Below are 5849 nucleotides of genomic sequence, written 5' to 3' on the forward strand. Positions count from 1 at the left end.
GACGGCGGCCAGCGCTTCGCAGAACGTGGCGGTCACCCCGGGATGGCTGCGCATGCCCGCGCCGATCAGCGACACCTTGCCGATGTGGTCGTCGTAGAGCACCTGAGAAAACCCGATCTCGTCCTTGAGCGAATCCAGCTTGGCCACCGCGGTCGGTCCGCTGTCGCGGGAGCAGGTGAACGTGATGTCGGTCTTGCCGTTTTCGACCTTGGACACGTTCTGCAGCACCATGTCGATGTTCACGTCGGCGTCGGCGACGGCCCGAAACACCTTGGCCGCGTAACCCGGGATGTCGGGGATCCCGACGACGGTCACCTTGGCCTCGCTGCGGTCGTGCGCGACTCCGGTCAGGATGGGGTCTTCCATGGGCTTGTCCTTGATCGATCCGGTGACGACGGTGCCCGGCTTGTCCGAATACGACGACCGGACGTGCACCGGGATGTTGTAGCGGCGGGCATATTCCACGCACCGCAACATGAGCACCTTGGCGCCGCAGGCGGCCATCTCGAGCATCTCCTCGAACGTGACCCTGTGCAGGTGGCGGGCGTTGGGCACGATGCGCGGGTCCGCTGTGAAGATGCCGTCGACGTCGGTGTAGATCTCGCAGACATCGGCACCGAGCGCTGCGGCCAGCGCGACCGCTGTGGTGTCCGAGCCCCCGCGACCCAGCGTGGTGACGTCCCTGGTGTCCTGGCTGACGCCTTGGAAGCCGGCGACCAGCACGATCTTTCCTTGGTTGAGCGCGTCCTGAAGCCGGCTGGGCGTGACGTCGATGATCTTCGCGTTGCCGTGGGTGCTGGTGGTGATCACGCCGGCCTGCGAGCCGGTGAACGAGCGAGCCTGCGCGCCCAGTGACTCGATGGCCATCGCGACCAGCGCGTTGGAGATCCGCTCCCCGGCGGTCAGCAGCATGTCCAGCTCCCGTGGAGGCGGGGCCGGGCACACCTGCTGCGCCAGCTCGAGCAGGCCGTCGGTGGTGTCGCCCATGGCCGAGACGACGACGACGACGTCGTTGCCCTGCTTTTTGGTATCGACGATGCGCTCGGCGACCCGGCGAATCCGCTCGGCGTCGGCGACGGACGATCCGCCGTACTTCTGCACGACGAGCGCCATCGTTGCCCTTTCGGTGTGCTGGGTTTGGGTCGAAAACAGAATACGTGCCCTACCGGCCGCCGATGCGAGCCGAGATCACCTCGAACGCCGTTCTCCGCGCGACTACGGCAGCGACGGAAGCGTGATCGTCGACGGCAGGGTAATCGACGGGAGCGACGGCAGGGTGATCGTCGAGGGCAGGTGCAATCGACCCGACGTCGTCGGGGTGGTTGTTGGCGCCGAGGTGGTTGTCGACGGCACCGTCGTGGTGGTTACCGAGGGAGCACCGCCCTGGTTGCCGGTGAACAGCGCCACGATGCCCCAAATGATCAGTGCGATCAGGATCGCCAAAATGATGCTCAACAACACCACGGGCTTGCGATACCAGGGAGTGGGCGACGGTCCGGCGGGTCCCCGGTAGTCAGGGTCGATACGCGCCGTCGGCTCGTCCCCCGGACCTGGGGGCTGGTTACGCGCCACGGTCGCCGATGTTAACAGGCCAGCAAGCGCCGCACGCCCAGCACGATCCGCCCTGCCTGCATTTTGGGCAGCTCGTGTAGCCGGAGTACAGTGGTCGACGTGCAGCGGGTGCTCCTCCTCGGACGCCGCGACGGGGTCTGATCCAGACCGGCTTCCCGTCGCGGGCGTTCGCGATGCGCCGGTCGGAGGTCCCTCGTTCACTCCCGGAGCAATTACCGTGACTACCTTTTCCCGTCCGTCGGACGACATTCCTGACGCGTTCACGTCGATGCGTGCCATCACCAAACCCGCAGGTCCCCCGAATCTCGGTCAGCCGGCTTGGAACACCCAGCGCGGATCGTCGATGCCGATCAACCGGTACCGCAGCTTCGCCGACGAAGTGGAACCGATCACGCTGCCCGACCGCACCTGGCCCGACCGCGTCATCGACAACGCACCGATGTGGTGTGCGGTCGACTTGCGCGACGGCAACCAGGCGCTGATCGACCCGATGAGCCCTGCACGCAAGCGGCGCATGTTCGACCTGCTGGTGCGCATGGGCTACAAGGAGATCGAGGTCGGGTTCCCATCGGCCAGCCAGACCGACTTCGACTTCATCCGCGAGATCATCGAGCAGGACGCCATCCCCGACGACGTCACCATCCAGGTGCTGACGCAGTGCCGCGCGGAGCTGATCGAGCGCACCTTTCAGGCCTGCGAGGGAGCGCAGCGGGCGATCGTGCACTTCTACAACTCGACATCAATCCTGCAGCGGCGCGTGGTTTTTCGCGCCGATCGCGCCGCCGTGCAAGAAATCGCGGTGCAGGGCGCGCGCAAGTGTGTCGAAGAGGCGGCCAAATACCCGGACACGCGTTGGCGTTTCGAGTACTCGCCGGAGTCCTACACCGGCACCGAGCTGGAGTACGCCAAGCAGGTGTGCGACGCCGTCGGCGAGGTCATCCAGCCCACCCCGGACAACCCGATCATCTTCAACCTGCCGGCCACCGTCGAGATGGCCACGCCCAACGTCTACGCCGACTCGATCGAGTGGATGAGCCGCAACCTGGCGCGTCGCGACTCCGTGATATTGAGCCTGCACCCGCACAACGACCGCGGAACCGCTGTCGCCGCAGCCGAATTGGGTTATCAGGCCGGTGCGGACCGCATCGAGGGCTGCCTGTTCGGCAACGGCGAGCGCACCGGCAACGTATGTCTGGTGACGCTGGGGCTGAACCTGTTCAGCCGCGGAACCGACCCGCAGATCGACTTCTCCAACATCGACGAGATCCGGCGCACCGTCGAATACTGCAACCAGCTGCCGGTGCCCGAGCGTCATCCCTACGGCGGCGACCTGGTCTACACCGCGTTCTCCGGCAGCCACCAGGACGCAATCAACAAGGGCCTGGACGCGATGAAGATCCATGCGGACGCCGTCGGCTCTGATGTTTCGGAAATGCTGTGGCAAGTGCCCTACCTGCCCATCGATCCGCGCGACGTCGGCCGCACCTATGAGGCGGTCATCCGGGTCAACTCGCAGTCCGGCAAGGGCGGCGTGGCCTACATCATGAAGACCGACCACGGGCTGGTGCTGCCGCGGCGGTTGCAGATCGAGTTCAGCCAGGTGATCCAGAAGATCGCCGACGGCGAGGGCGGCGAGGTCTCGCCGAAGGAGATGTGGGAAGCGTTTGCTGAAGAGTATTTGGCCCCGGTGCGGCCGCTGGAGCGGATGAAGCAGCGGGTGATCGCCTCCGAAGTCGACGGCGGCACCGACCGCATCGAGGCTGTCGTCAAGATCGACGGCGTGGAGACCGAGATCCGCGGCGCCGGCAACGGCCCCTTGGCCGCGTTCGTCGACGCGCTGAGCAACGTCGGCATCCACGTCCACGTTCTGGACTACTCCGAGCACGCGATGAGCGCCGGCGAGGAAGCGCAGGCCGCCGCGTATGTGGAGGTCGCCATCGACGGCAAGACCGTGTGGGGCGTGGGCATTGCATCGTCGATCACCACTGCCTCGCTGCGCGCGGTCGTCTCAGCGGTGAACCGCGCATCGCGCAGTTGACGGGTCAGAACAAGACCAGCTGCTGGTCTGCCTCGACGGCATCGGTGAATTCCTCAACGCTGGTTCCCCGAAGGACAGTGCCCACACTGTCGATGAACTGTCCATCGGGGACCAACGGCACACCCAGCTCGCGAGCCTGATAACCCTTGCCGCGGTCCGGGCGGGGTTCGTTGCACACCACCAGCGACGTTTCCCGGTCCACCGCATCGCTGTAGGCCAGCCCGGCGTGCAGGATGCGCTCGACGAGTTCGTCGTGGGTGCGGTTGCATTCGGCGGCCAGTGCCACCCGCATGCCCTGGACCAGTGGGCGGCCCTGAACATACGGCCCCGGGTTGAGATAGGGGCAGGGCATCCGTGATGCCAGCATCTTCAGCGGCCGCAGTTCCTCATGGGTGACCCGGCCGTTGGGCCAGCGGCGGCGGGTGACAGGGCGCACCGGTAACCACACATCGCGCTGGCGGGCCCGATCAAGAGCCGCGGGCAGCACCCGGCTCAACACGAGCGCGTCGTCGAACGCGTCGTGGGGCCGCTCCTGCGTCACGCCCCAATGCGCGGCAAGAGTCTCCAACCGCAGGTTGTCCACGCCGAGTTCCAGCCGACGAGTCAGTTCGACCGTGCACATGACGGTGTCGATGGGCAGCTCGGCATTGGCGAATTCAGCCTCGGCGGCGAGGAAGGCGTAGTCGAAGGCGACGTTGTGGGCGACAAGCGTGCGGCCCCGCAGCAGTTCGACGAGGTCACCGACCAGGTCGGAGAACTGCGGCTGGTCTTCGAGCATCGCCGCGGTCAGGCCGTGCACGTGGGTGGGACCCGGGTCGACACCGGGGTTGAGCAGGCTGACGACCGACTGTTCCACTCGACCCTCGGCGTCGAGCGCGAGCGCGGCCAGGCTGAGGATCCGGGCCGGGCCGGGGCGAAAACCCGAGGTTTCGACGTCGACGACAGCCCATCCTGCACCAGGTTCGCCAGCTGGCCGACCCCACGCGGTCCGCATGAATGGAGAATGTCATGTCACACCGACATCGCTGGGTCGCTGCGCGCCGTGTCGTGAACTTAAGTTGCCGAGGGCGACCCGCTGCGCCCGACGCAAGCGCCGCGCTTGCGATCGCCCTAAACTCCCAGGGTGATCACCACCCGTGGACGCCTCGCACTCGCCGCTGGAGCCGGCGCACGGTGGGCGTCGCGGGTGACCGGCCGCGGCGCCGGGGCGATGATCGGCGGGCTGGTCGCGATGACCCTGGACCGCTCGATCCTGCGCCAGCTCGGCGCGGGCCGGCGCACGGTCATCGTCACCGGTACCAACGGAAAGTCGACCACCACGCGCATGACCGCCGCCGCGCTGGGCACGTTGGGCTCTGGGGTGGCAACCAACGCCGAAGGCGCCAACATGGACGCCGGGCTGATCGCCGCGCTGGCCGCGGCCCGCGACGCCGAGCTCGCGGCCCTGGAAGTCGACGAAATGCACGTGCCACACGTCTTGGATGCCGTCGATGCCGCCGTCGTCATCCTGCTCAACCTGTCGCGCGACCAGCTGGACCGCGTCGGCGAGATCAACGTCATCGAACGCACGCTTCGCGCCGGCCTGGCCCGGCATCCGTCGACGGTCGTGGTCGCCAATTGCGACGACGTGCTGATGACCTCGGCCGCCTACGACAACCCCCACGTGGTGTGGGTGGCCGCGGGCGGCGCCTGGGCGGCCGACTCGGTCAGCTGCCCGCGCAGCGGCGAGGTGATCGTCCGCGACAAGGCGCACTGGTATTCCACCGGCACCGACTTCAAACGGCCCAGCCCGCACTGGTGGTACGACGACGACGCCCTCCACGGGCCCGACGGGTTGGCTATACCGATGCGGCTGAGCCTGCCGGGTGCGGTGAATCGCGGCAACGCCGCCCAGGCCGTCGCTGCCGCCGCGGCGTTGGGCGCCGATCCAGTGGCCGCGGCGGCAGCGGTGTGCGGGGTCGACGAGGTCGCCGGGCGCTATCGCACGGTGCGCGTCGGCAGCCACACCGTGCGGATGCTGCTGGCCAAAAACCCCGCCGGCTGGCAGGAAGCGCTGTCGATGGTGGATAGGAACGCGGCCGGCCTGGTCATCGCGGTCAACGGGCGGGTGCCCGACGGCGAGGACCTGTCCTGGCTGTGGGACGTGCGGTTCGAGCATTTCGACGGCGTGTCCGTGGTCGCCTCCGGCGAACGGGCCACCGACCTGGCCGTCCGGCTCACCTACGCGGGAGTGCGGCAC

At 67.5% G+C, this 5849-nt stretch carries 5 protein-coding genes; 2 read left to right on the plus strand and 3 right to left on the minus strand.

Annotated features, from left to right (window positions below):
- Together VFA16_RS05130 and VFA16_RS05135 are read right to left on the minus strand one after the other, a co-directional pair.
- On the minus strand, positions 1-1113 hold a 1113-nt coding region (locus VFA16_RS05130; RefSeq protein WP_324966776.1), incomplete at its 3' end, for an aspartate kinase.
- Positions 1114-1215: 102 nt separating this feature from the next.
- On the minus strand, positions 1216-1572 hold the full coding sequence (locus VFA16_RS05135) for a hypothetical protein (RefSeq protein WP_324966777.1): 357 nt from the start codon (positions 1570-1572) through the stop codon (positions 1216-1218).
- A 268-nt stretch (positions 1573-1840) separates the two neighbouring features.
- Here VFA16_RS05135 and leuA point away from each other — a divergent pair, with 268 nt between their 5' ends.
- Positions 1841-3610 (plus strand): 2-isopropylmalate synthase, encoded by a 1770-nt coding sequence (gene leuA / locus VFA16_RS05140; protein WP_324966780.1) that lies wholly within the window; start codon positions 1841-1843, stop codon positions 3608-3610.
- A gap of 4 nt (positions 3611-3614) precedes the next feature.
- Here the strand turns inward: leuA and VFA16_RS05145 are convergent, their stop codons facing one another.
- Complete coding sequence (locus VFA16_RS05145; RefSeq protein ID WP_324966778.1) at positions 3615-4604, minus strand: DEDDh family exonuclease; 990 nt, start codon at positions 4602-4604, stop codon at positions 3615-3617.
- A gap of 129 nt (positions 4605-4733) precedes the next feature.
- Here VFA16_RS05145 and VFA16_RS05150 point away from each other — a divergent pair.
- Positions 4734-5849: Mur ligase family protein (locus VFA16_RS05150; RefSeq protein WP_324966779.1), on the plus strand; the 1116-nt coding region annotated here is incomplete at its 3' end.

The sequence above is a fragment of the Mycobacterium sp. genome, from assembly GCF_035653355.1.
GTDB lineage: Bacteria > Actinomycetota > Actinomycetes > Mycobacteriales > Mycobacteriaceae > Mycobacterium.

Coding starts and splice junctions, on each gene's coding strand:
- leuA (WP_324966780.1), top strand. CDS start 1,841: ATGCGTGCCATCACCAAACCCGCAGGTCCCCCGAATCTCGGTCAGCCG.
- VFA16_RS05145 (WP_324966778.1), bottom strand. CDS start 4,604: ATGCGGACCGCGTGGGGTCGGCCAGCTGGCGAACCTGGTGCAGGATGG.